21 protein-coding genes are annotated in these 22,570 nt (G+C 72.7%); 7 read left to right on the forward strand and 14 right to left on the reverse strand.

Features of this window, described 5'->3' with window-relative positions; genetic code table 11:
- Positions 1-30: 30 nt before the first annotated feature.
- Entirely contained in the window at positions 31-513 is a 483-nt protein-coding gene (locus SKED_RS13855; protein ID WP_012867795.1) for a DUF456 domain-containing protein, read from the reverse strand.
- Positions 514-569: 56 nt separating this feature from the next.
- On the opposite strand from SKED_RS13855, the gene SKED_RS13860 reads away from it, so the two are divergent.
- Complete coding sequence (locus SKED_RS13860; RefSeq protein ID WP_012867796.1) at positions 570-1,694, forward strand: S66 family peptidase; 1,125 nt, start codon at positions 570-572, stop codon at positions 1,692-1,694.
- Positions 1,695-2,184: 490 nt separating this feature from the next.
- Entirely contained in the window at positions 2,185-3,750 is a 1,566-nt protein-coding gene (locus tag SKED_RS19130) for an HNH endonuclease signature motif containing protein (protein ID WP_081448099.1), read from the forward strand.
- A gap of 82 nt (positions 3,751-3,832) precedes the next feature.
- On the opposite strand, the gene SKED_RS13870 is transcribed toward SKED_RS19130, so the two are convergent.
- From SKED_RS13870 to SKED_RS13900, 7 genes are all read right to left on the reverse strand, one after another.
- Complete coding sequence (locus SKED_RS13870; protein ID WP_012867798.1) at positions 3,833-4,369, reverse strand: adenylyl-sulfate kinase; 537 nt, start codon at positions 4,367-4,369, stop codon at positions 3,833-3,835.
- Positions 4,370-4,453: 84 nt separating this feature from the next.
- Entirely contained in the window at positions 4,454-4,801 is a 348-nt protein-coding gene (locus SKED_RS13875) for a hypothetical protein (protein WP_012867799.1), read from the reverse strand.
- 233 nt (positions 4,802-5,034) lie between these two features.
- Entirely contained in the window at positions 5,035-5,967 is a 933-nt protein-coding gene (locus SKED_RS13880; RefSeq protein WP_012867800.1) for a sulfurtransferase, read from the reverse strand.
- Positions 5,968-6,093: 126 nt separating this feature from the next.
- Positions 6,094-6,534: an alternative ribosome rescue aminoacyl-tRNA hydrolase ArfB gene (gene arfB / locus SKED_RS13885; protein ID WP_012867801.1), complete on the reverse strand. Its 441-nt coding sequence runs from the start codon at positions 6,532-6,534 to the stop codon at positions 6,094-6,096.
- A gap of 190 nt (positions 6,535-6,724) precedes the next feature.
- Positions 6,725-7,645 carry a sirohydrochlorin chelatase gene (locus SKED_RS13890; RefSeq protein ID WP_012867802.1) on the reverse strand — a complete coding sequence of 307 codons (921 nt, stop codon included), beginning with the start codon at positions 7,643-7,645 and terminating at the stop codon, positions 6,725-6,727.
- A 104-nt stretch (positions 7,646-7,749) separates the two neighbouring features.
- The gene (locus SKED_RS13895; RefSeq protein WP_012867803.1) at positions 7,750-8,412 is read right to left on the reverse strand and encodes a LuxR C-terminal-related transcriptional regulator; all 663 of its coding nucleotides are present in this window, start codon (positions 8,410-8,412) and stop codon (positions 7,750-7,752) included.
- Positions 8,409-9,893, reverse strand: coding sequence for a PspC domain-containing protein (locus SKED_RS13900; protein WP_425358130.1), 1,485 nt, complete (start codon positions 9,891-9,893; stop codon positions 8,409-8,411). The genes SKED_RS13895 and SKED_RS13900 overlap by 4 nt, the downstream gene beginning before the upstream one ends.
- 425 nt (positions 9,894-10,318) lie before the next feature.
- Between SKED_RS13900 and SKED_RS13905 the strand changes: the two genes are divergently transcribed.
- Both SKED_RS13905 and SKED_RS13910 read left to right on the forward strand, forming a co-directional pair.
- Positions 10,319-11,920 (forward strand): PspC domain-containing protein, encoded by a 1,602-nt coding sequence (locus tag SKED_RS13905; protein WP_012867805.1) that lies wholly within the window; start codon positions 10,319-10,321, stop codon positions 11,918-11,920.
- The gene (locus SKED_RS13910) at positions 11,917-12,675 is read left to right on the forward strand and encodes a hypothetical protein (RefSeq protein ID WP_012867806.1); all 759 of its coding nucleotides are present in this window, start codon (positions 11,917-11,919) and stop codon (positions 12,673-12,675) included. Before SKED_RS13905 ends, SKED_RS13910 begins: the two co-directional genes overlap by 4 nt.
- Before the next feature lie 242 nt (positions 12,676-12,917).
- On the opposite strand, the gene SKED_RS20920 is transcribed toward SKED_RS13910, so the two are convergent.
- The 6 genes from SKED_RS20920 to SKED_RS13940 form a co-directional block, all read right to left on the reverse strand.
- Complete coding sequence (locus tag SKED_RS20920) at positions 12,918-13,793, reverse strand: hypothetical protein (protein WP_012867807.1); 876 nt, start codon at positions 13,791-13,793, stop codon at positions 12,918-12,920.
- Between the two features lie 217 nt (positions 13,794-14,010).
- Entirely contained in the window at positions 14,011-15,591 is a 1,581-nt protein-coding gene (gene guaA / locus SKED_RS13920) for a glutamine-hydrolyzing GMP synthase (RefSeq protein ID WP_012867808.1), read from the reverse strand.
- A gap of 115 nt (positions 15,592-15,706) precedes the next feature.
- A complete protein-coding gene (locus SKED_RS13925; RefSeq protein WP_012867809.1) occupies positions 15,707-16,405 on the reverse strand; it encodes a pyridoxine/pyridoxamine 5'-phosphate oxidase in 699 nt (232 codons plus the stop codon).
- Complete coding sequence (locus SKED_RS13930; protein WP_012867810.1) at positions 16,402-16,989, reverse strand: TetR/AcrR family transcriptional regulator; 588 nt, start codon at positions 16,987-16,989, stop codon at positions 16,402-16,404. Before SKED_RS13930 ends, SKED_RS13925 begins: the two co-directional genes overlap by 4 nt.
- 73 nt (positions 16,990-17,062) lie before the next feature.
- Entirely contained in the window at positions 17,063-17,674 is a 612-nt protein-coding gene (locus SKED_RS19135; protein WP_012867811.1) for a hypothetical protein, read from the reverse strand.
- A gap of 8 nt (positions 17,675-17,682) precedes the next feature.
- Positions 17,683-18,093 carry a DUF3817 domain-containing protein gene (locus tag SKED_RS13940; RefSeq protein WP_012867812.1) on the reverse strand — a complete coding sequence of 137 codons (411 nt, stop codon included), beginning with the start codon at positions 18,091-18,093 and terminating at the stop codon, positions 17,683-17,685.
- Between the two features lie 54 nt (positions 18,094-18,147).
- Here SKED_RS13940 and SKED_RS13945 point away from each other — a divergent pair, with 54 nt between their 5' ends.
- The 3 genes from SKED_RS13945 (at position 18,148) to SKED_RS13955 (ending at position 22,540) form a co-directional block, all read left to right on the forward strand.
- Complete coding sequence (locus SKED_RS13945) at positions 18,148-19,971, forward strand: ABC transporter ATP-binding protein (RefSeq protein ID WP_012867813.1); 1,824 nt, start codon at positions 18,148-18,150, stop codon at positions 19,969-19,971.
- Positions 19,968-21,710 carry an ABC transporter ATP-binding protein gene (locus SKED_RS13950; protein ID WP_012867814.1) on the forward strand — a complete coding sequence of 581 codons (1,743 nt, stop codon included), beginning with the start codon at positions 19,968-19,970 and terminating at the stop codon, positions 21,708-21,710. The genes SKED_RS13945 and SKED_RS13950 overlap by 4 nt, the downstream gene beginning before the upstream one ends.
- Positions 21,711-21,850: 140 nt before the next feature.
- Complete coding sequence (locus tag SKED_RS13955; RefSeq protein ID WP_012867815.1) at positions 21,851-22,540, forward strand: YceI family protein; 690 nt, start codon at positions 21,851-21,853, stop codon at positions 22,538-22,540.
- The last annotated feature ends 30 nt before the right edge of the window (positions 22,541-22,570 follow it).

Genomic DNA, 22,570 nt, shown 5'->3' on the forward strand with positions numbered 1-22,570 from the left:
CGGCGTACGGGCTGGGGACGACGCCCGCTGTCACGTCACGAGGAGACCGACGACCCACGCACCGGTCGCGACGAGCGAGCCGGCGAGCTCGATGAGCACCGTCAGCGCGGTCGCGGTGAGCGCAGCCCGCGTCGCGGTCCAGGCGAGCGCCGCGTCACGGCGCCGCACCAGCTCGCAGAGGAAGATCCCGCCGACGAACCCCACGAACAGGCCGACGACCGGGATGACGAAGAACAGCACGATGCCGGCGACCGCGCCGACCACGACGGTGAACCCCGGGACCTGTGCCCGGGTCATGTGCCGTCCGGCGACGACGTACTTGACGACGGCCGACACCGCGACGGCCACGACGGCGATTGCGAGCACCGCCCAGGCCGCGGCCCCTCCGGTCATCACCGCCCACACCAGGACCGCACCGACGATGACGAGGCCGCCGGGGATCAGCTGCGTGGTGCCGCCGACCAGGCCGACGACGATGACGAGCCCGACGACGAGCTCCTGGATCCCTGACATGAGGGTCACCCTAGGCGGAAGGCGGCGTGGGAACGCACCGTGGCAGGCTGGTCACCATGGAGATCCGATACCCGCGCCCGCTGCGTCCCGGCGACACCGTCGGGGTGACGGCCCCCTCGAGCGGCGTCGGCGAGCAGCACCGCGGACGCCTCGACCACGCCGTCGCCTGGCTGCGGGCCCAGGGGTACGAGGTCGAGCTCGGCGCCTGCCTGGACGGGGCGTCGCACGTCAGCGCGCCGGTGCACGAGCGGGCGGCCGAGCTCCAGCGGATGCTCACCGACCCGCGGGTCCGTGCGGTGGTCCCGCCATGGGGCGGGGAGACCGCGATCGACCTGCTCCCCCACCTCGACCTCGACGCCATCGCCGCCGCCGAGCCGACCTGGGTGGTGGGGTTCTCCGACATCTCGACGATCCTCACGCCGCTGACACTGCTGACCGGCTGGGCCACCGTGCACGGCACCAACCTCATGGACAGCCCCTACGAGGTGCCCGCTCCCCTGCTGTCGTGGCTCGACGTGGTCACCGCGCCGGCGGGGTCGACGCTGCGGCAGTCGAGCCCGGGCGTGCACCGCGCGACGGGCTGGGACGACTGGACCGTCGACCCGACCGTGTCCCAGCACACCTGGGACGGGACCGGGGGTTGGCGGCGGATCGACGCGGGCGGTGCTGCTGGTGGCAGTGGTGAGGCTGGGGCTGGGGTTGGTGAAGCTCGTGACGGGGCTGAGGTGAGGAGCGGGGGCGAGGGCGAGGCGTTCGAGGTCACCGGGCGGATCGTCGGGGGCTGCATCGAGACGCAGTCGGGGATCGCCGGGTCGCGGTACGGGCGCACCGGGGCGCTCCGCGGGGCTGGCGGAGCGGGTGGCGCGACGGACGACCTGATCGTCTACGTGGAGGCTGCTGGCGACGACGCGCTGTCGATCTGCCGGCGCCTGCACGGCATGCGGCTCGCGGGGTACTTCGACGGTGCGGTCGCCGTGCTCGTCGGCCGGACGAAGGCACCGGACTCCCCCACCCTCACCCAGACCGAGGCGGTGCTCGACGCTCTCGGGACGCTCGGCGTCCCGATCGTCGCCGACGTGGAGTGCGGTCACGTGCCGCCGTACCTGCTGCTGGTCAACGGTGCCCTGGGGCGGCTGGTGTGGAGCGAGAGCGAACGGTTCCTGGAGCAGGCGCTGGTCTGACGGTGTCGCTGGTCGGGGCGGGCCGGGGCGGTCCGGGTCGAGGCCGGTCGGGCTGGCTGGCCGGGTCTGGGCCGGTCGGGCTGGCCGGCCGGGTCTGAGCCGGGCGGGTGGGCCGGGTGTCAGCCGGTCGGTCGGGCGGAGCGGGCTTCGGTCGACCGGACGGCAAAGGAGCTGCTGGGCTGGACGGCATGGTCTCTGGCGAGAGTCGGGTGGCACGGCGAGACACAGGGTGCGTGTCGGTGGTGATCCGTAGAATTGGGATATGTCGACGGAAACTCCGAAATCTCGCGGATCGCACGGTCTCGGCCGTGCTGTGCCGGCGGGCTCAGAGTCGGTCGTGTCCTCGGGATCTGGCCTCGGCCCACGCGCGCTGGGCGACGAGCGGGCGGCGCTTGACGAGCGAGCAGCGGTCGACGAGCGGGCGGCGCTCGACGAGCGGGCAGCGAGGGCGACGACCGCGATAGGGTCGCCGGCCGAGCACCTGGGTGTCATGACGATCGAGCAGGCGAACGACCGCCTGGGTGACCTGATCGACGCGGTGGTGGCGGGGTTCGCCGAGGTCGCCGCTTCGCAGGCGAGGGCTGCCGAGCGTGTGGAGGAGCTGCGCCGGTGGTCCCTGGTGGCCGCCGACATCTCTGCGCGGCACCAGGGCAAGGAGCAGGCCAATGGTGTGGACCACACTTTCGCCGAGCGTTCCCTGACCGCCGAGCTCGGGTGCGCACTGCGCTTACCGGAGCGGTCGGCGGGCGTCCTGCTGTTGGAGTCGAAGGCCCTGGTGCACGAGCACCCCGCCACGATGGCTGCGCTGCGCAAGGGCGTGGTGTCCTACCGGCACGCGCAGACGGTCCTGGACGCGACCATGGGCCTGGACGAACCTTCGGTCCTCGAGCTGGACGCGTTGCTGGCCCTCAAGGCGCAGACGTTGACGGTCTCTCGCCTCAAGACCGTCGCCCGGCGTGAGCGTGAGCGCCGCGACTCGCGCCCGCTGGTCGAGCGACACCAGGTCGCAGCCCAAGACCGTCACGTCGAGCTGCACCCGTGCGGGGACGGCATGGCGTGGCTGCACCATCTCCTCCCAGCGGTCCAGGCCACCGCGATCTTCCACCGGTTGACCGACATCGCTGTCGCCGTCCAGGGCCCCGACGAGCCCCGCACCTTGGCCCAGTTGCGCGCCGACGCGAGCGTGGACTTGCTCCTCGACGACGACGCACGGACCGCCCTGACTGCCGCCACAGGCACGGACGCGGACGGCAACAGCGAGGACCGTGGCGTCGCGGCTAGCGAGGCCGCGCCTCACTCCGCCGGAGAGCCGACTCAGTCGATCGCCGGCGTCGCCGACCGCGTCTCCCTGGGCGGCATCAAGCCCCAGGTCGCCGTCACCATCCCCGTCATGACGCTCCTCGGCCACTCCGAGGAGCCCGGCGATCTCGCAGGCCACGGACCCATCGACGCACACACCGCCCGACGCCTCGCAGCCCAGGCACCGAGCTTCCTGCGGATCCTCACCCACCCCGAGACCGGCACCGTCCTCTCAGTAGGACGCGACCGCTACGCCGTCCCCGCAGACCTCAAGACCTGGCTACGCATCCGCGACGAGACCTGCCGCTTCCCCGGATGCTCACGCAGAGCCCAACGCTGCGACATCGACCACATCACCGACTGGGCCCACGGCGGAACCACCGACCACCACAACCTCATCCACCTCTGCCGACACCACCACCGCCTCAAGCACACCACCACCTGGACCGTCCGCACCGAACCACCCGACAGACCAACGACCGCGCCACCAGACAGCAACCCACCTCACAGCAGCCCACCACACAGCGACCCGCCGCACACAGTCACGCTGAACAGCAACAGGGGCCGCCGCACCCCACGGCACAGCGACTCGGCACCGACCGCCGACGTCGTGCGCTGGACCGCGCCCACCGGGCGCGACTACCTCGACCACGCTGCCCTGGAGCTCGTGGACCGCCAGGCAGAGAAGCGCGACGCGACCGGAATCACGTCCGTCGATGGTGACCACTCTGACTTCCCCGACGAACCGCCCTTCTGACCGGACAGGACAGGCCTCCTGGCCGACCAGGACAAGCCTGCGTCGTCCGTCGACGAGCGGGCGACCTGGTGGAGAGAGCCCCTCACCAGCCAGCGGCGCGGAGCACCTCCAGCGCGACATCTCTCGCGGTCGTGCCGTCCGTGGGCACGCGTACCGTCCCGGCCGGCGCACGCTCCGCGAGCAGCAGCGCGGCACGTCGGCTGCGGTCGACGTGCACCGCGACGAGGTCGCCGGTCTCCCGGCGGGCGAGCCGGTCGGCGACGGTGCGCGGCTCGGCGGTGAGGACCACCCGGACGACCTCGACTGCGGTCGAGCGCGCCGACCCGAGGATCGCCCTGGTGACCATGTCCGCCTCGAGCACGCTCACCGTGTTCGTGTAGACGAGACGGGAGTGGCCGAGGTCGGCGTAGCCCGACCAGACCGCCGCCAGGTTCCGCTCGACGATCGCGGACCGCTGAGGGTCTCCCTCCGGGGCCGGAAAGACGTGACCGAGGTTGTCGCCGTCGATCACGCAGTGGGCGACACCCCGGGCCTCGAGCGCGGCTGACGCCTCCCACCCGACCGACGTCTTGCCTGTCCCCGATGCTCCGCCGAGGAGCAGGAGCTGCACTGTGCTCATGCCCCGGACGCTAGTGCGGCCGGGTGGTCACGACCAGCGAATATCTGGCTCGCGACCACCCGGCCGGGACCTTGGGCCCAGAAGTCAGACGAAGACGGCGATGACGATGTTGACCAGCGTGAGTCCACCGATCGCGTGCTTGACGCCAGGTGCCACCTGGTCGCCCTTCTTCTTGGCGACGAGGGCCAGGACCGTCACCGCGAGAGCGACGACGAGCTTGATCCCGATCTTCACCATGGACGGGTCCTTGCCGAGAGAGTCGACAGACTCGGCGAGCCCGACGAGGAGGATCCCGGTGACGAGTGCGGTCGCCGCACCGTGGAAGGTCCCGCGGTAGACGCCCGGCTGGCGGACGGTGGCGATGTAGCCGCCGAGCACGATGGCCCAGCCGACCAGGTGGAGCACGACGATGGCGTTGTAGAGGAAGTCCATACCCTCACCGTAATGACAGATCGTCAGAAAACCAAAAGGCGTCGATCGCGGGAATCAGTCGTCGCCTTCCGCACTCAGCCGTTGCTCCCGGGACGAGTCGTCACTTTCCGCGATCAGCCGTCACCTTCCGGGATCTGCCGTCGCCTTCCGCGATCAGCCGTCGACTTCCGCGATCAGCCGTCACCTTCCGCGATCAGCCGTCACCTTCCGGGATCAATCGTCGACTTCCAGGATCAGCCGACCTCCACCGGCAGCGACCGGTCAGCAGTCCACTCGCTGAGGGACCCGTCGTACACGGCGACTTCAGCTCCGGCCACGAGGTAGGCCGCGAAGGCGGGGAGCGTCGCAGCGATGCCACCACCGCAATAGGTCACCGCACGATCAGCGTCGAGCACCCCCTGCGCCTGGAGCAGGCTGAAGAGGTCTTCCACCGGGAGGAACCGCCCTGTCGACGGGTCGAGGAGCGTGTACAGCGGCAGGTTCACGCTTCCGGGGATCCTCCCGCGGCGCGCGTACGGGCTCAGGTCGGGGCTCCCCACGAAGGTCGCCGGGTCGAGGGCGTTGACGACCACGGTGCCGCGGGACGACCCGGCTCCCTGGTCAGACGTCGCACCGGGGAGCGTCCCGACGACCTCCGCCTTCGTGGCCAGGAGGTGGGGCCTGAGCTCGGCGACGAACGCCGGGGTCGACACTCCCGCCAGCCCGTCGACGTCCGTCGTACCGCTCGCGACAGGTAACCCCTCCGCCTTCCACGCCCCGAGCCCACCGTCGAGCACCGACACCGCGTCGTGCCCGAACAGCCGGAAGAGCCACCAGACCCGCGTCGCCCAGGCGCTGCCGACGGTGTCGTACACCACCACGTGGGTCGCAGGGCCGACTCCCAGGTCGTGCGCCGCCCGGGCGAAGGCCTCAGCCGACGGCACCGTGAAGAGCTGCTCCGCCTCCGGGTCCGACAGCGCGCCGGCCACGTCGGCGAACACCGCCCCCGGGACGTGCTCCGCCAGGTACCCGTCGCGACCGGCCGACGCCGTGTACGGCGCGCCCTCCACGGTGGTGGGCAAGAAGGTCGTCGCGTCGAGGACACGGACCTCCTCCGGACGGTCGCGCAGGGCTTCGTGGAGCTGAGGGCTCGTCACGAGGGAAGGGAGGGCAGGTCGGGTCGACATGAAGTGCAGCCTCTCGAGAGCAGTGCGGACAGAGCCCGGCCGGGCTCGGTCGGCACGCTACGTCTCGTCCCCCGCAGGCCCAGGGGTCCGGCCGAAAATCTCACTCCCTGACCGGACTGCGCCATCTCAGTCCGCGTGACCTCGCGAGGTCCTGTTGGCCTTGACCGAGCTGCGGTTCTTCTTCGCGGTGAGCCGGCGCTCCACCGAGCCCCGGGTCGGCCTCGTCGCGCGACGGGCACGGGGCGGCGGCGCGAGCGCCTCGCGGACGGTCTGCGCCAGCCGCTCGCGCGCGGTCGCGCGGTTGCGGAGCTGGGCGCGGTTCTCAGAGACCACCACAGAGAGCGACCCGTTGACCAGCGACCCGCGGACCCTGGTGAGCAGCCGCTCGCGGAGCGTCTCGGACAGGTCGGCGACGGCCGCCGACGCGGTCGGGTCCCAGAGCAGCTCCACACGGCTGTCTGCGGTGTTGACACCCTGCCCTCCCGGCCCGGACGAGCGCGAGAAACGCCACGAGAGCTCGCTCGCGGGGATGCTCAGCGCGTCGGTGACGCGGACCGGGGTGTCCATGCGTCCAGCATGCCCTCTCCGCCAGCGGTCCGCACACAGTTTTCGACCACCCCGGCGGTCGCTCCTGACCAGACCCGCCGGTCCGACGTGCCGACGCCTCCCGGGCGGCGATCCTGCTGTGCGCCGACCTGCGCCGACCTGCCGCACACCAGAGCACCGCCCGCCGGCTCTGGACCAACGAGAAACACTCTCAGACTGTCAACCGGCTCCGCAGGGTCTCGAGCGCTGCGGCGTACCTGTCGACCACGATCTGCGCGACGAGCGGGTGCGCACCGAGGGGCTCCGCGACGATCTCGGCACCGGCACCTGCGAGTCGCCGCTGGAAGAAACCCGGCGCCAGGAGGTACGACGCGATCACCACACGACCGTGCTCCGGCCCGCCCAGCGAGGCCCGCGCCAGGTCTGCGGCGACGTCGACGCGCGGTGCGGCCGCCGAGCAGTAGCCGACCGTGACGGGGCCGTCCCAGGCGAGGTCGACGTCCGCGGCCACCGCGTCGACGTCGACCGTCGCGGCGGCGACGCTCGAGCCGGCGGCCGCCACCACCACAGAGTCGCCCGCGAGCGCACCGGCCTCGTCGAGCCGGTCCACGAGGATCGTCGCGAGACGCGGGTCCGGGCCGAGCGCCCCCGCGGCGATGGTCGGGGCGCCTGTCGCAACGCGGGTCTCGACGGCCTGCCGGATGTCGACGGTCACGTGGAATCCGCCGGAGAGCAGGAGCGGCACGATCACCACGGGGCGCGATCCGGCGACCGAGGCGACGACCTCGTCCACCTGCGGGTACTGCACGTCGACGTAGGTCTCGAGGACCTCCACGTCCGGGAGCAGCGCCCGCACCTGACCGACGAGGTGGCTGATGACGGCGCGGCCGTAGGGGTCGTCGGTGCCGTGCGAGCAGGCGACGAGGACGGGACGGTCGTCGAGCAGGTCGGTCGCCGTGAGGACTCCGTCGACCGGGCGTGCGAGGTCCACCGCGAGCGCGTCGTCGCCGGAGGGTGCGACGTCCTCTGGGTGCGCGGAGCCCACCGGGCGCGCGTCGTCGACCGGGTCCGCCGAGAGACCGTCGGAGGGCTCGCGGTGGTCGAGGTCGTCGGGTGGAGTCGCGCGCGTCATCGGACCATCGTGCCTGACGTCCGGGCGCCCGCGCACGTCTCCCCCGGCAGGAGGGTCCCCGGCAGACGTCGCCGGAGCGCTCCGCTCGGGCGACGGCCTGACGCTCAGAGGAGGCGGCGGGCAGCGGCCCACCGGGTGAGCTCGTGGCGCGACGACAGCTGGAGCTTGCGCAGCACGGCCGACACGTGGGTCTCGACCGTCTTGATGGAGATGAATAGCTCGCTCGCCACCTCGCGGTAGGAGTAGCCGCGGGCGATGAGCCGCATGACCTCCTGCTCACGGGCCGACAGGCGGTCGAGCTCGTCGTCGGCGACCGCGACGTCGGCCGCCTGGGTGCCGAAGGAGTCGAGGACGAACCCGGCGAGCCGCGGCGAGAACACCGCGTCCCCGCCGGACACCCGGTCGATCGCGTCCCCCAGCTCCTGGCCGGAGATCGCCTTGGTGACGTAGCCGCGCGCCCCCGCCCGGATGACCGCCACCACGTCTTCGGCGGCGTCGGAGACCGAGAGCGCGAGGAACCGCGTCCCGGCGAGCAGGTCGGCGCACCGGGTGATCACCTCTGCCCCTCCGCCACCGCCACCGCCGGGCAGGTGGACGTCGAGCAGGACCACCGCGGGCATGGTCTCGCGGATCACGGCGACGGCCGCGTCGACGTCGGCGGCCTCGCCTACCACCTGCACGTGCGCGTCGAGGCTCGCGCGGACACCCGCGCGGAACATGTCGTGGTCGTCGACCAGGACTGCGGTCGTCTGCGGCGCGCTGCTCATCGGGGGCTCTCCTGGGTGGGGCTGGGGGTGCTGGGGGAACTCGAGGTGCTGGGTGTGCTGGGTGTGCTGGGTGTGCTGGGTGTGCTTGGTGTGTTCAGGGTGCTGGGCGTGCTCAGGGTGCTGGGCTCGGGTGCGGTGCCGACAGGGTCGCCAGCACCTTGCGGGTGGACGCTCGTCGGTGCCGGGCCAGAGTCTGGCACGCTGTGGCCGTGCTGCTCCACGAGCGGGACGCGCAGGCGCACCTCGGTCCCCCCACCGGGGCCGGACCGGACGCTCGCCCGACCACCTCGGCGCTGGACCCGGCCGAGGATCGACTCCCGCACGCCGAACCTGTCGTGCGGGATGGCGTCGAGGTCGAAGCCCTCGCCCCGGTCCCGGATGAACACCTCGGCCGCGGCGTCGCTGACCTCGAGGTAGACCGAGACCGGCGGACGCCCGTGCACGACGGCGTTGACGGTCGCCTCCCGGGCCGCCTGGAGGAGAGCACGGGTCGCGTCGTTCGGGGGGCAGTCGCCCACCACCACGACATCGACAGAGACCGCCGCGTCGCCGCCGAGCCGCTCGGTCATCCTGTTCTCGACGTCGGCCACGAGGGCCCGCAGGTCTGCCGCGAGGGAGGTGCCGTCGGCCGGCCGGTCGTCGTACAGCCACTCGCGCAGCTCACGCTCCTGGTTGCGGGCGAGACGCGTGACCTCCCCGGGGCGGTCAGCGCTGCGCTGGATGAGCGCGAGGGTCTGGAGCACCGAGTCGTGCAGGTGCGCCGCGATGTCGGCGCGCTCGTTGGCGCGCTCACGTGCTGCCCGCTCCTCGCCGAGCTCGCGGCCGAGGCGCAACCACCAGGGCGCCAGCACGAGCGCAGCGCCGGCGAGGACCGCGAGCGCCGACGCCACCGCCGGCAGCATGGCGCTCGAGGGCATGTCCTGGCTCACGAGCGCCAGCACCCCCATGAGCACCAGGACCAGGCCCCCGACCAGGCGCAGCACACCGTTGGGGGTGCGGCCCCCGGCACGGCTCAGCAGGTCGCCGCGCTGGCTCGCGTCGAGCTGGCTCCACGCGAGTCCCGTCCCGGCGAGGGCGATCACCACGGGCAGCACCCACGACCACTCGATGGTCACGCCGAAGCGGCTCGCGATGAGCGCGCTCGCACCGGCGAGCAGCACCAGGCCGACGAGGATGTCACGCACCGGGAGCCGGACGAGCAGCCGGCTCAGCGGGCTCGTGGCGTCGAGCGCGGGAGCGTGCTCCTGCCGCGGGGCCAGGCGCGCGAGGGCAGGGTCTCGGAGCTCGGCCGCCGCCCGCGCCGGGTCTCCCGGCGGGACCGTGGTCCAGAGGAAGACGTACACGACGACGCCAGCCCCGCCGACGAGCGCGAGGAGCAGGAGCAGGATCCGCACCGTCTTGACCGGGACGTCGAGGTGCGCGGCGACCCCGAGGCACACTCCCCCGAGGACGCGACCGCCCTGTGGCCGTCGCAGCGGCAGGCGCGCGGGACGGGAGCGGGCCTGAGAGGCGGATGCGGCGGCGGAGGCCGAAGCCGAACCAGTGGGCGTCACGGGCGCCGCGGGGACCGGCGGCACCCCGTGCGCGACGGGCGCAGCCGGGACCGGTGGTGCTGCGGGGACCGGTGGTGCTGCGGGCACGCCGAGCGCAGCACGCGGCGGCGGCACGTCACCTGCTGCCGGCTCGGGGCCCGGGGTGGTCGTCGTGGGAGTCACACCCTGATCGTGGCACGCGACGGCCGCGGTCGACGCACCTCCGGCCACCAGACAGGGGACAACCAGGGGAAGACCAGGGCTGTGGACACCGGGACGCCACCTGGAGGGCCCCCGACCCCCGGTGAGGATCAGGGTCGGATCAGGGACACACCCGATGGCCCTGACCACCCCCGACGGGACAGGATCGAGGCATGAGCACCGCAGACTCCTCACACCAGGGCCCCGAGGCTCCCGGTCCGGCGACGGGCCCCTCCGGGCCGGCCCCTGACCCGTCGCCGTCGACCGACCACGTGGCCACCTTCTTCGCGTCGATCCGCCGTGCCGGTCTCGTGCGCACCCCTGACCGCTGGATCGGCGGCGTGGCCTCCGGTGTCGCGCTGCGCCTCGGTGTCGACGCGCTCCTCGTCCGGGCCGCGTTCGGCGTCCTCGCCCTCGTGTCGGGCGCCGGTCTCGTCCTCTACGCCCTCGCGTGGGCCCTGCTGCCCGAGCAGACGGACGGGCGCATCCACCTCGAGGAGACCATCCGTGGTCGTTTCGACTCGGCCATCGCCGGAGCCGGCGTCATGCTCGTCGTCGGGCTCAGCTGGCACCCCGGCAGGTTCGGCTGGTGGGGCTCGTGGAGCTCCGGCTGGTTCGGCGACCTCTTCGGCATCGCGCTGCTCGGGTTCGTCGTCTACCTCTTCGTGACGATCCGCCGTCGCCGGGACGGCGCGGCCTCCGACCCGAGCACCACGGGGTACCGGGCCCCCGGCCCCGGCGAAGGTCCAGGCTCGGCCGCCCCGACGGCAGGCACCACCACCGGGACCGCCCCGGGCACCACCTGGGCGCGTCCGACCTCCGAGGGGTACGTCCCCTACGGCCCGGCGGCACCGACAGTCCCGGCGAGCACCTGGCCGGTCGCACCCACCGCCAGCGCGACGACGACGCCGGTCGGTCAGGGCTGGCAGGGCTCGCAGCACGGGCAGAGCGGGCAGGGTCGGCAGGGTGGTTCGACGTCGGCGCCCAGCCTCGTCAAGGGTGCGCCCGGGGTCTCCGGCGGTGCAGGCGGGACCGGTGGCGGCAGCACCACTCCCCCGGCAGGACCGGTGCCAGCGCCTGGCCCCACACCCTCGTGGGCACCGGCCGAGAGCTCACGGGTCGCGGGCCCCGGGCGCGCCGTCGTCGGGCTGGTCGCCGGGCTCGCGCTCCTCGGCTTCGCAGCGCTGCTCCTCACCGAGCGGACCGGCGGGTTCACCGGCGACGTCGCCGTGACCTCGCTCGGCGCGGTCGCGGTCTTCGCCGGCCTCGGCGTGGTCGTCTCAGGTCTGCGCGGCCGCCGGTCGGGGACGCTCGGGTTCTTCGCGATCATGGCGCTCCTCGCCGCCGGGCCGGCGCTCGCGCTGCAGGGCGTCGGGACTGGGCTCGGCTCCGGCACCGCCACCTTCATCGGCGACAGCACCTTCCGGCCCACGTCCTCCGAGGTCGCCTCGCAGGGGTACTCCGTCGGCATGGGCACCACCACCGTCGACCTCAGCGCCATGGACCTCCCGCGCGGGCAGACCGTCGAGGTCCCCGTGCACGTCGGGGCGGGCGACCTCACCATCCTGGTCCCCGAGGACACCGCGGTGTCCGCCCGCGTGAACCTCGGCGCCGGTCGCATCGACTGGCTCGTCGACGGCGACACCCGGTCCGCCGAGGGCGTCGGCCGCTCGACCAGCTTCGAGAGCACCGCGGTGCGCGACGGCGACGACGCCCGCATCCACGTCAGCATCGCGTCCGGTGCCGGCACCATCACCATCGAGGAGGCACCATGACCACGCCGCACCCCCACGAGGACGCCGCCGACAGCACAGCGCAGGACGGCGCCGAAGAGGTGCGCCAGGAGGCTGCGCAGGGCGCGCCCGAGACCCAGGAGGACACGGAGGTGCTCCAGGTCGGGTCGACCGACACCAAGACCCTCCCGGCTGGCTCCACCAACACCGAGACCCTCCCGGCTGGTTCCACCAACACCAAGACCCTCCCAGTTGGCTCCACCGACACCGCGGTAGCTCCGGAAGGTTCAGTCGGCAGCACCACGGACACCACGGTGCTGCAGAGCACCGTGACCGACCCGGCCACCGGTGACGCGACGCACGTCTCCCCGAGCAGCCAGCAGCAGACCACCGCACTCCCGACCACGCCTCCGGCGCCCGGACCCTGGTCTGCGGGGGACGCGCCGGGCCAGGCCCCGCCCGGTGCACCGACGCCAGGCGGCCCCACGCACGACGTCCCGGCCGCGGCAGCGCCGTCCGCGACGGTGCCCTCCGCGACAGCGCCCTCCCCGGCGGTGCCCTCCGCGTCAGTGCCCTCCCCGACCGCGGCCGTCGTCGCCGCACCACCCGCGAAGCAGCGGGGCGCCCGTATGGGCACCGTGGTGTGGGGGATGCTGCTCGCCGCCTTCGGCGCTGCGATCGTCGCCCGGGGCCTCGGGGTCACCTTCGACGTCGAGCTCGCCCTCATCGTCCTGCTGTGCGTCATGGGCGGCGCGCTGCTCCTGGGGTCGATCGTCGCCGTGGTCCGCCGGGGCTGACCCGCCGCAGGTCACCTACCCCGGGCGTCGTCCCACCGGCGGACGCCGCCCGGCAGGCACGACGCCGCCCGGCAGGCACGACGCCGCCCGGCAGGCACGACGGCGGCCTGCAGACACGACAGAGGCGGGACCCCACCCGGGGTCCCGCCGCTGTCGTACCGCTGCTTCTCGCTCTAGCTCTGGCTCTGCGAGCCCTGAGGCCGCACCGCTCGCTGCGGCACCGCCGTCAGACCGTCAGCCCCTCAGGCCTTGCCGTCACCCTCGGGCGTGCCCGTCCGGTCGGCGGGCGGGGTGACGCGGTCGGCGGGCGAGGCCCAGCCGCCGAGCCTGTCGTCCTTCGCCGGCGTCGTGGGCTCGGCAGTGGTGCCCTCGTCGCCCGACGCCACGACAGGGGTGGTCCCCGTGACGGCCGGGGTCGCGCCGGTGGCCGGACGCTCGCCAGCAGGCGCGGGCGAGGGGCTCGCCGCACGGTCCGAGCGGCTCTTGCGCACGGGGTCCTGGACGGGCGTGGTCGGGGTCGACGCCGTCCGCGTGCTGCCGGTCGCGGGGACCGGCTCTGCGGCGACGGTCGACGCACCGGTCGGTGTCGTCTTCTCGGTCGCGACGCGACGGCCGGCGCTCTCCTCGGAGGTCGCCTGGTGCGCTCCTGCGGTCCGCGCTCCACCCGAGGTCTCGACGACCACGGGAGGCCCGCCGGCCACACGGCGCAGCGCCCACCCGACGAGGATGAACAGCACGCCCAGCCCGGCGACGAGTGCCGCGATCCCGAAGGACACGACCGACGTGAACAGCGAGGCCCGCAGGAACGACGCGTTCATCACGGTGTCGCGGAGGGGGTCGTCCTGCTCCAGCTCGGCGTAGGTCTTGCCGTCGGACATCTCGAGCGCGTGCTTGTTGATGACCTCGGCCTGCGCGAACGCGGAGAACGGGTCGTTGACCTTCTTGCCGGCGAGGAACGAGGCGTCCTGCGACACGACGATGCCCTCCTGGGAGAGCTTGTCGGCCACCGCCCACCACGTGGCTCCCCCGGCGACGATCATCAGGACACCAGCGATGATGCTGATGAGACCGACGACCCCGACACCTCGACTCTGCCTGATCGTGACTGTGCTCGACATCAGAATCTCCCTCAAGATTGGCCCTGCACGACTGGACTGCTGGGATCACCGTAACGAACCCGACGCCCTCACGCAGGGACGTCGCACCTCGTCGGGGCGGCGAGAGACGCAGCCCACAGGACAGAGGACGGGGCAGCGACCGCGCGCCGACAGCAGAGCGGGCGGTGACGGGAGACCCCGTCACCGCCCGCTCGACGTCCCGGCTACCGCCGGTCCGTCACTCCCACTCGATGGTGCCCGGCGGCTTGCTCGTCACGTCGAGCACCACGCGGTTGACGTCCTTGACCTCGTTGGTGATGCGCGTCGAGATGATCGACAGCACGTCGTAGGGCAGGCGCGTCCAGTCCGCGGTCATCGCGTCCTCTGACGACACCGGGCGCAGCACGATCGGGTGCCCGTAGGTGCGGCCGTCGCCCTGGACGCCGACCGAGCGGACGTCGGCCAGCAGCACGACCGGGCACTGCCAGATCTCGCGGTCCAGGCCGGCGCGGGTGAGCTCCTCGCGGGCGATCGAGTCTGCGGCGCGCAGGATCTCGAGGCGCTCCGCGGTGACGTCGCCGACGATCCGGATGCCGAGACCCGGTCCGGGGAACGGCTGGCGCCACACGATGCCCTCGGGCACGCCGAGCTCGAGGCCGACCGCACGGACCTCGTCCTTGAACAGGGTGCGCAGCGGCTCCACGAGCGAGAACTGCAGGTCGTCGGGCAGGCCACCCACGTTGTGGTGGCTCTTGATGTTGGCCGCACCCTCGCCGCCGCCGGACTCGACGACGTCGGGGTAGAGCGTGCCCTGCACCAGGAACTTGACCTCGGAGCCGACCTCGCCGGCCTCCTCGACGACCTCACGGGCCGCGTCCTCGAACACGCGGATGAACTCGCGGCCGATGATCTTGCGCTTGGTCTCCGGGTCGCTCACGCCGGCCAGCGCCGACAGGAAGCGCTCGCGCGCGTCGACGACCTTGAGCTTGACGCCGGTCGACTCGACGAAGTCGACCTCGACCTGCTCGGCCTCGCCCTCGCGGAGCAGGCCGTGGTCGACGAACACGCAGGTGAGCTGCGAGCCGACGGCCTTCTGCACGAGCGCGGCCGCGACCGAGGAGTCGACGCCGCCGGAGAGACCGCAGATGACGCGCGCGTCGCCGACCTGCTCGCGGATGATCGCGACCTGGTCGTCGACGACGTTCGCGGCGGTCCAGGTGGGCTCGAGCCCGGCGCCCACGTAGAGGAAGTTCTCGAGAGCCTGCTGGCCGAGCGGTGAGTGCTTGACCTCGGGGTGCCACTGCACGCCGTACAGGCGACGCTCGGTGTTCTCGAAGGCGGCGACGGGCGAGCCGGCCGAGGTCGCCAGGACCTCGAAGCCCTCGGGAGCGGTGTGGACCGCGTCGCCGTGGCTCATCCAGGTGGTCTGCTGCTCGGGCGAGCCGTGCAGCAGCGCGCCGGCCTGGCAGACCTCGACGGCGGTGCCGCCGTACTCGGAGACGCCCGTCTGGGCGACGTCCCCGCCGAGGGCCTTGGCCATCGCCTGGAACCCGTAGCAGATGCCGAGCACGGGCACGCCCGCGTCGAACAGCGCCGGGTCCACGAACGGGGCGCCGTGGGCGTACACGGACGACGGCCCGCCCGACAGGATGATGGCCGCGGGGTCCTTCGCGAGCATCTGCTCGACCGTCGCCGTGTGCGGGACGATCTCGGAGTAGACGTTGGCCTCACGGACGCGGCGGGCGATCAGCTGCGCGTACTGCGCACCGAAGTCGACGACCAGGACCGGGCGGGGCAGAGAGGTGGGGGTGTGCGTCACGCGGTCCAGGATAGTCGTCTCGCGGCGCGGGCGGTGTCACCGACTAGGACCTGGTCCTGGGCCCCGCCCGAGACCTGAGGACCTCTGAGGCGCCACGGACCTGGACGACGTGGCCTCAGGGCCACAGGCGGTCGGTCGTCCACCCGCCGCCCTCGGGCCTCGGCTGGTAGCGCAGCCGCACGTGGGCCCTGGCGTGGTCGGCCTGCCAGAACTCGACCGAGCGCGGACGGACAGACCACAGGGTCCACCCGGGCGACGCGTCGTCCGGGTGGGCGGCGGCCTCGTGCTCGGCCGCGACGAGCGCCTCGCCGAGGTCGTCGGTCGGCGACATCGGGGCGCTCTGCTCCCCCGCGAGGTAGGCGGCACGCGCCGCCGGCGGGCGCGCGAGGAAGTCCGCGGCGGCCTCGTCGGCCGGGCGTCTGACCACGTCGCCGACCACCCGGACCTGCCGGCCGACCACGGGCCAGAAGAACGTGAGCGCCGCCTGCGGGTTCTCGTCGAGGTCGCGGCCCTTGGGGCTCGTCGCCTGACCGGCGAAGACCCAGCCCTGGTCGGTCACGTCCTTGAGGATCACCACCCGTCCGGAGACCTCGCCCGACGGGCCGGACGTCGACACGGTCACGGCGTGCGGGGCGAGGACGCCGGCGGCCACCGCGTGCTCGAGCCACTCGAGGAAGAGCGCCTCGGGCGTCGCCGGGGCGGCTGCCGTGTCGAAGGTCGGCAGGTGCTCACCGAAGCTCGCCAGGCCGCGGAGCCGGGCACGCACCGAGCCGGGGCCCCCGGGGGTACCCCGCCCGCCGCTCACGCCGCTCACGCCTCCTCCAGGCCGCAGAGCGTCCGGACGCCGCGCAGGGCCCGCTCGAGGGCCGCGTCGTCGCCGAGGGCGCGGGCCAGGACGTAGCCGCCCTGGACGGTCGCGACGACCGTGAAGGCCCGGTCGTGCGCCTGAGCCTCGGTGTAGCCCTGCTCCCAGAGCACGACGGTCACGAGGTCGACGAGCCCGGTGAAGTACTCCGCCAAGGGCTCCCGCAAGGACGGGTCGGCCATGACGACGGGGTCGCTGGTCATCCGGCCGACGGCGCTCCCCGCGAGCGCGTCCCGCGGCGCGGCGAGGTAGGCACGCAGCCGTCCGCTCGAGCTCCCGCCGTTGGCGAGGGTCGACCGGGCCTCGTCGAGGGACTCCTGGGCCGTGCGGCGCAGCGCCGTCCGTGCCAGGTCGGTCTTGCTCGGGAAGTGGTGGTAGAGGCTGCCCTGCCCGACCCCGCTGCGCTCGAGGACCTCGCGGGGCGTGGTCGCGTCGACGCCCTGCTCGCCGTAGAGCTCCTGCGCCGCGCGGACGAGGCGCTCGCGCGCCGGCCGGGTGGTCTCGGTGGGGGCGTCGGGCACGGTCGTCGTCATCCCAGGACGGTAGCAGCCCTACCGGCAGGTATGCCGGGCGGGAGGGTCGTCGCGGGCACCCGATCGCGCCCCGTCACGGGCAGTCGTAGCCGCCCGGCTCGAGGCCGGCCTGCTGCTCGAAGTAGTTGCCGCAGGCGTCGACCCCCTCGCGCAGGTACAGCAGCGAGAAGTCGGGGCCGAACAGCCGCCACTGGCGCACGTGCTCGGCCTCGTGGGCCAGCAGGGCTGGGGCGAGGTCGCGTCGCGCGTCGGGGGTGAGGAAGGTGTCGCCGTACGTCGTGCCACCGCGCTGCACCAGCAGCGACCGCACCTCGAAGCACACCCAGAGGCCGGACTGCACCTCGCAGGTGGCCCCCGCGGCGACCGCCCGCTCTCGCTGCGCGGCCCCCTGCTCTGCTGCGAGGACCGTCCGCCCGACGCCGCAGGCCACCCCGGCCGCCGGTGTGGTGGGGCAGAGGCGGTCGGCGTACGGGCCGGAGGTGTAGTCGACGGGGGCGTCGGTGGTGACCTGGACGTCGGTGGTGATGCGGCCGTCGACGTGCACGGTCGCGGAGGCCGCGGCGAGCGGCGCGCCGGCCAGCAGGGTGACGAGAGCAGCCGCTGCGGCGAGCCTGCGGCTCCACCGTGCAGCCCTCCTCCCCAGTGCAGCCCGCCGCGGCGCAGCGCGCGTCGGGCTGCCCGTCATCCCGGTCCTCAGACAGTCCTCGCGGCGGCGACCCGGGCCTCGGCGTCGGCGTGGACGCGCTTCTCGACGACGAACGACATCACCGGCACGACACCCCCGAGCACCATGACGACGAGACGGGAGACCGTCCAGCGCATCTTCGACCAGAGGTCGACGACGGTCACGAGGTACACGACGTAGATCCAGCCGTGCGCGTACGGGATCCAGGTCACGTACCGCATGATGTCGTCGTCGACCTTGAACACGTACTTCATGGCCATCTCGACGACGAGCACGAGGAGCATCACGCCGGTCACGTAGGCCATCACGCGGTACCGCTTGAGGGAGCCCTGAGCAGCGCGGATGATCGTGTCGCGCGCCGCGAGCGCGGCCTCCGAGGTGGTGGCCTCGTCCGCGGTGGGTTCTGTGGGGGACGTCATCTGAAGCCTTCCGGATAATCTCTGGCCCGGTGTCGGTGCCAGACCCTAATGTTAATGATCGTGCGTTCCCTTCCCCTCACCGACATCGGTACCCCTCCGCTCACCTCTCCCGGCGCCTTCCTCCTCTGGCAGGGCCGCCGACAGATCGACGTGCTGTCGATGTCGGTCTTCCTCGGGATCCTCACCTTCCTGTCCCAGGCGGTGACACCCTTCGTCCTCGGGCGAGCCCTCGACGAAGGCCTGCAGCAGGGACTGAGCACGGCGCTGCTCGGGTGGGCCGCGATCATGCTCGGGGCCGGGGTCGTGCAGGTGGTCGCCGGAGGCCTCGGGCACCGCTACGACGTCCAGAACTGGCTGCGCTCGGCCTTCGCCGTGTCGCAGCTCGTCGGCGACAAGATCAGCCGCAGCGGAGACGCCGTCACCGAGGACATCCCCACGGGCGAGGTCGTCTCGACCGTCGCGACCGACTCCGGCCGGGTGGGCGAGTTCTACTTCAACCTCGCGCGCTTCATCGGCTCGGTCGTCGCGTACGCGGTCGTCGCGGTGCTCATGCTCAGCACCTCGCTGCAGCTCGGGCTCGTCGTGGCGGTCGGGCTCCCCGCCGTGGCGGCGATCCTCGGCCTGCTCGTGAAGCCGCTGCAGGCTCGTCAGTCCGCCCAGCGCGAGGCGTCGGGCCGGCTCACCACGCTCGGCGCAGACACCGTCTCGGGCCTGCGCATCCTGCGCGGCATCGGCGGTGAGGCGGCGTTCACCGACAGGTACCGCGCCCAGTCCCAGCGTGTCCGCCAGGCGGCGGTCCGGGTCGCCACCACGCAGTCGTACCTCGACGCGCTCCAGGTCCTCCTGCCCGGTCTCTTCGTCGCGCTCGTGCTGTGGCTCAGCGCCACCAAGGCGATCGAGGGCGAGATCACCGCCGGTCAGCTCGTGACCTTCTACGGCTACGCCGCGTTCCTCACGTGGCCCATGCAGAACCTCACCCAGACCCTGCAGATCACCACGCGCGCCTTCGTGTCGGTCCGCAAGATCATCACGGTGCTGAAGGTCGAGGCGGCTGCGGGCGCGGACGAGGCGACGGGCACCGCCCCGACCACCACCGAGGCCCTGCACGACGTCACCACCGGCGTCACCCTCGAGCCCGGCCGGATCGTCGCCCTCGTGAGCGCCGACCCGGACGACTCCGCGAAGGTCGCGACCCGCATGGGCCGCTTCAACGACACGCTCGAGGAGGGCACACCGGTGCTCCTCGGCGGCGTGCCGCTCCGCGACGTCGACAAGACGGCGCTGCGCGAGCGCGTGGTCGTCGCCGAGGCCACGTCGCACCTGTTCTCGGGTGTGCTGCGCGACGAGCTCGACGTGCGGGACCGGGCCACGGACGCGGAGATCCACGCCGCGATCACGGTCGCCGACGCGCACGACGTCCTCGAGTCCACCCCGGGAGGACTCACGGGCGAGCTCCCCGAGAAGGGCCGGTCGCTCTCGGGCGGCCAGCGTCAGCGCGTGGCCCTCGCCCGTGCGCTGCTCACCGAGGCCGAGTACCTGCTGCTCGTCGAGCCGACGAGCGCGGTCGACGCCCACACCGAGGCGCGCATCGCCGAGCGGCTGGTCGCCGCCCGGTCCGGACGCTCCACCCTCGTGGTCACGGCGAGCCCGCTCGTGCTGGACCACGTGGACGAGATCCTCGTCCTGCACGAGGACGCGGTCATCGTCCGCGGGACGCACCGTGACCTGCTCGACGGCGTCGGACCCGAGTACGACCACTACCGGTCGGTCGTCGGCAGGTCGCTGGCCGAAGAGCCCGCGGCCAGCAGCACGGGGACCGCGACCACCGAGAGCACGCCCCCCGGCAACCCCGACACCACCCAGGAGGTGACCCGATGACCAGCACCACGCTCCCGATCGCCGACGGCACGACCGTCCGGCGCCACACCGCCATGCTGCTGCGCCAGAACAAGGGCCCCCTCGCCGGGGTCGTCAGCCTGCACACGGTCGCGGCCCTCGTCGGCCTCGTCGGCCCGCTGCTCCTCGGACGGCTGGTCGACGAGGTCACGAACGGCGCGACGCAGTCCTTCGTGAACAACACCGTCCTGTTCCTCGTGGTCGCCGTCGTCGTGCAGAGCGTCGTCATCCGGTTCGCCCAGCGCAACGCGATGATCTTCGGCGAGACGGTGTTCGCCGACCTCCGCGAGGACTTCCTCGCGACGGTCACCGAGCTGCCGCTGTCGACCGTCGAGCGCTCGGGGACCGGCGACCTCGTGGGTCGCACCACCAACGACGTCGACCGCATCCAGCACTCCGTGCGCTTCGGCGTGCCGCGGATCCTCGTGGCCAGCGTGACGATCCTCCTCACCATCGTCGCGGCCTTCTTCACGGCGCCGCTGGTCGCGATCGCGATGCTCGTCGGCTTCCCGATCATCTTCTTCATCGGGCGCTGGTACCTGGCCCGCGCGACGCCCGCGTACCAGCGGGAGTCGGCGGCCTACGCCACCCTCAACGGCACCATCACGGAGTCCGTCGAGGGCACCCGGACGGTCGACGCGCTCGGCCTCGGCCAGCGCCGCCGGGACAAGGTCCGCAAGGACCTCCAGGAGGCCTTCGCCGCGGAGAAGCGCACGCTCAACCTCCGTACCGTGCTCATCCCGGGCATGGACGCGGCCTTCGTCATCGGGCCGATCGCCGTCCTCCTGTGGGGCGCGTACCTGCTCGAGCAGGGCCATGTCACCCTCGGCGCCGTCACGACGGTGGTGCTGTACTCCACGCAGCTGGTCGGGCCCGTCTGGGAGCTCATCTTCTGGCTCGACGAGATCCAGGTGGCAGCCGCCTCGCTCGCCCGCATCATCGGTGTCGGCCTGGTCGAGCGAGACCGTGAGCAGGGCGAGCGCGTGCCGAAGGACGAGCACATCGTCGCGAGCGGCGTCGAGTACGCCTACCGGCCAGGGCACAACGTGCTGCACGGCATCGACCTCGACCTCGCGGTCGGCGAGCGGCTCGCCGTGGTCGGCCCCTCGGGCGCCGGCAAGTCGACCCTGGGCCGCATGCTCGCCGGCATCCACCCGCCCACCGGCGGGACCGTGCGCGTCGGCGGCGTGCCGCTCGTCGAGCTCCCGCTCGAAGACCTGCGCAGCCACGTCGCGCTCGTCACCCAGGAGCACCACGTGTTCGTCGGCACCCTCGCCGAGAACCTGCGCCTGGCCGACGCGGAGGCCGACGACGCCACGCTCCTCGAGGCGCTCGCCGCGGTGGACGCCCAGTCGTGGGTCGGCGCGCTCGAGCTCGGGCTCGAGACCGAGGTCGGGTCCGGCGGGCACGTGCTCACCCCGGCGCAGGCCCAGCAGGTCGCGCTCGCGCGGCTCGTGCTGCTCGACCCGCACACGCTGATCCTCGACGAGGCGACCAGCCTCCTCGACCCGCGTGCTGCACGGCACCTCGAGCGCTCGCTCAACGCCGTGCTCACCGGTCGGACGGTGGTGGCCATCGCGCACCGCCTGCACACCGCCCACGACGCCGACCGCGTCGCCGTGGTCGACGGCGGGCTCATCACCGAGATCGGCCCGCACGACGAGCTCGTCGCCGCCGGCGGCGAGTACGCCAGGCTCTGGCACAGCTGGCAGCAGGCCTGAGCGCGCGGGTGTCGTCGCTGGTCACCGACTGAGGGCCGTCCTGGGATCTCCTGGGGCGGCCCTCAGGGGTTTCCCAGGGTGGTCTGGGTTACTTGAAGGGTCATTCACTTCCGCCGCACCCCTCACGACGGGAATCCCCCATGAACAAGAAGCTCATCATCGCGATCGTCGCCGTGGTGGTCGTCGTCGCCGCCGTCTTCGGCGGGACCGCGCTCTACGCCAAGATCCAGAACGACAGGGCACCTGAGGAGCTCGGCCTCTCGACCCCGACCACCGAGGCCTCCACCGAGCCGGGCACGAGCACCACCACCGAGGCCGCCGACCTCGCGGGCGACTGGACCGTCTCCGACGGCTCCCAGGCCGGCTACCGGGTCGACGAGGTCCTCAACGGCCAGGACGTCACGGTCGTCGGACGCACCGACGACGTCGACGGGACGCTCACCATCGACGGGACCGAGCTCACGACAGCCGACGTCACCGTCTCGATGACCACGGTAGCGACCGACAACAGCAACCGCGACAGCCAGTTCCTCAGCATCCTCAAGACGGACCAGAACCCGACGTCGACCTTCACGCTCACCGAGCCCGTCGACATCTCCGCCATCACCTCCGGCGTGGCCTCGGTCGAGGCCGTCGGAGACCTCACCATCGCCGGCGTGACGCAGAGCGTCACCGTCGCCCTCGAGGCGCAGACCACCGCGGACGGCGTCGAGGTCTCCGGGAGCATCCCCGTCACCTTCTCCGACTTCGACGTCGACGCCCCCGACCTCGGCTTCGTCAAGGTCGAGGACACCGGCACCGTCGAGATGCTGCTCGAGCTCACGAAGTAGCAGGCTGAGAAGCAGCAGGCTCGGCAGCAG

Origin of the sequence: Sanguibacter keddieii DSM 10542 (genome assembly GCF_000024925.1) — a bacterium.
GTDB classification, from domain to species: domain Bacteria; phylum Actinomycetota; class Actinomycetes; order Actinomycetales; family Cellulomonadaceae; genus Sanguibacter; species Sanguibacter keddieii.

Excerpts from the sequence above, each read along its gene's own strand:
- SKED_RS13855 (WP_012867795.1), bottom strand. The coding sequence starts at position 513 with ATGTCAGGGATCCAGGAGCTCGTCGTCGGGCTCGTCATCGTCGTCGGC.
- SKED_RS13860 (WP_012867796.1), top strand. The coding sequence starts at position 570 with ATGGAGATCCGATACCCGCGCCCGCTGCGTCCCGGCGACACCGTCGGG.
- SKED_RS19130 (WP_081448099.1), top strand. The coding sequence starts at position 2,185 with ATGACGATCGAGCAGGCGAACGACCGCCTGGGTGACCTGATCGACGCG.
- SKED_RS13870 (WP_012867798.1), bottom strand. The coding sequence starts at position 4,369 with ATGAGCACAGTGCAGCTCCTGCTCCTCGGCGGAGCATCGGGGACAGGC.
- SKED_RS13875 (WP_012867799.1), bottom strand. The coding sequence starts at position 4,801 with ATGGACTTCCTCTACAACGCCATCGTCGTGCTCCACCTGGTCGGCTGG.
- SKED_RS13880 (WP_012867800.1), bottom strand. The coding sequence starts at position 5,967 with ATGTCGACCCGACCTGCCCTCCCTTCCCTCGTGACGAGCCCTCAGCTC.
- arfB (WP_012867801.1), bottom strand. The coding sequence starts at position 6,534 with ATGGACACCCCGGTCCGCGTCACCGACGCGCTGAGCATCCCCGCGAGC.
- SKED_RS13890 (WP_012867802.1), bottom strand. The coding sequence starts at position 7,645 with ATGACGCGCGCGACTCCACCCGACGACCTCGACCACCGCGAGCCCTCC.
- SKED_RS13895 (WP_012867803.1), bottom strand. The coding sequence starts at position 8,412 with ATGAGCAGCGCGCCGCAGACGACCGCAGTCCTGGTCGACGACCACGAC.
- SKED_RS13905 (WP_012867805.1), top strand. The coding sequence starts at position 10,319 with ATGAGCACCGCAGACTCCTCACACCAGGGCCCCGAGGCTCCCGGTCCG.
- SKED_RS13910 (WP_012867806.1), top strand. The coding sequence starts at position 11,917 with ATGACCACGCCGCACCCCCACGAGGACGCCGCCGACAGCACAGCGCAG.
- SKED_RS20920 (WP_012867807.1), bottom strand. The coding sequence starts at position 13,793 with ATGTCGAGCACAGTCACGATCAGGCAGAGTCGAGGTGTCGGGGTCGTC.
- SKED_RS13930 (WP_012867810.1), bottom strand. The coding sequence starts at position 16,989 with ATGACGACGACCGTGCCCGACGCCCCCACCGAGACCACCCGGCCGGCG.
- SKED_RS19135 (WP_012867811.1), bottom strand. The coding sequence starts at position 17,674 with ATGACGGGCAGCCCGACGCGCGCTGCGCCGCGGCGGGCTGCACTGGGG.
- SKED_RS13940 (WP_012867812.1), bottom strand. The coding sequence starts at position 18,093 with ATGACGTCCCCCACAGAACCCACCGCGGACGAGGCCACCACCTCGGAG.
- SKED_RS13945 (WP_012867813.1), top strand. The coding sequence starts at position 18,148 with ATGATCGTGCGTTCCCTTCCCCTCACCGACATCGGTACCCCTCCGCTC.
- SKED_RS13950 (WP_012867814.1), top strand. The coding sequence starts at position 19,968 with ATGACCAGCACCACGCTCCCGATCGCCGACGGCACGACCGTCCGGCGC.
- SKED_RS13955 (WP_012867815.1), top strand. The coding sequence starts at position 21,851 with ATGAACAAGAAGCTCATCATCGCGATCGTCGCCGTGGTGGTCGTCGTC.